The organism is Parablautia muri (assembly GCF_009917485.1).
GTDB lineage: Bacteria > Bacillota > Clostridia > Lachnospirales > Lachnospiraceae > Suilimivivens > Suilimivivens muri.
Genome location: NZ_QZDT01000167.1, coordinates 1 through 1,247 on the forward strand (window position 1 = coordinate 1; position 1,247 = coordinate 1,247).

Sequence of the window (1,247 nt, forward strand, 5' to 3'; positions counted from 1 at the left end):
CTATGATTTCATAGCCGCCGCCCGCCCTCGGTCTTGCAATCCCCGGCACAAGCACCCCGTACTGCCGGATACTCTCGGCTGTTTCCTCCATCTTCTCATCGTCCTCCACCCGGAAAGGGTGGTCTTTGAACGTGTAAAGCTCCGCCAGCGGCGCATTGATGATCTGCTCAATCCCATTTTCCTGTGCGGCACTCCCGCCGAACAGGTCATCAAATTTTTCCAGAGTAACCTTCGATGCGCTTCTTGATTTTGTATTACTGCCCATCCGCAAGCACCTCCTTTGTAAGAGAATCATAAGCTGCCGCCACTTTCCCCTTTGGATCATGCTTGTAGATGCTGACGCCCTCCGCTGAAATCTCCGCCGCCCGGACGGAAATGGGGATAATATTAGCAAATATCCTTACCCGGCTTCCATAGGCTTCCTTCAGCATGGAGCTGATGTCCTTTGCATAGTTCGTCCGGCTGTCCACCATTGTAAGCAGAATCCCCTCAATCTCCAGTTTTGGGTTAATCTGCCGCTTTACCTTGCCCACTGTCTTAATAAGCTGCTGCAAGCCTTTGACGGGCAGGTATGCCGCCTGTACGGGTATCAGGATACTGTCAGCGCAGGCAAAGGCGTTTATGGTAATCATGCCGAGGGAAGGCATACAGTCAATCAAGATATAATCGTAACTATCCCTGACAATCTCTATGTACGACCGCAGCACCGTTTCCCGGCTCATCACATTCACAAGGGAAACCTCCAGACCGGAAAGCTCAATGTTCCCCGGCATTAAGTCTATCCCTTCCTCATGGTGGAGAATGCCTTCTCCCGGTTCTACTTCCCCGTCATTGATTAAATCCCCCATAATGGTTGCAAGCGTGACTTCCAGACTGTCCGGCTCTGTAAATCCTAAACTCGCTGTTAAACTGCCCTGTGCGTCCGCATCAATCAGAAGCACTTTCTTTCCCTGTTTCGCAAGTCCTATGCCTAAATTGCTTGTGGTGGTGGTCTTGCCTACTCCGCCTTTCTGGTTTGCGATTGCGATTATTTTACACATGATTAGTTCTCCTTTTCTTCTACTGTTTTTCTTTTACGTTGCTTTTCCTGACTTCCACATAAGTCCGGTAATATTTCTTTGTCCCTTTGTTTGGGAACATATCGGAAAACTCCGTCACCTCGATTTTCGGGTTACGCTGTAAAATCTTCCCGAACCACTTAATATCGTTCTTTGTTCCCATAAGCCTGACTTTTAACATCAATCCCG

At 49.0% G+C, this 1,247-nt stretch carries 3 protein-coding genes; all 3 read right to left on the bottom strand.

What is annotated here, in order from left to right; translation table 11 throughout:
- A partial coding sequence (locus tag D5281_RS24950) for a ParB N-terminal domain-containing protein (RefSeq protein WP_330585341.1) occupies window positions 1-265 on the bottom strand: 265 nt, incomplete at its 3' end.
- The gene (locus tag D5281_RS24955) at window positions 255-1,040 is read right to left on the bottom strand and encodes a ParA family protein (protein ID WP_160562538.1); all 786 of its coding nucleotides are present in this window, start codon (window positions 1,038-1,040) and stop codon (window positions 255-257) included. The genes D5281_RS24955 and D5281_RS24950, both read right to left, overlap by 11 nt.
- A gap of 19 nt (window positions 1,041-1,059) precedes the next feature.
- Complete coding sequence (locus D5281_RS24960) at window positions 1,060-1,239, bottom strand: hypothetical protein (protein WP_016298901.1); 180 nt, start codon at window positions 1,237-1,239, stop codon at window positions 1,060-1,062.
- Window positions 1,240-1,247 lie beyond the last annotated feature (8 nt).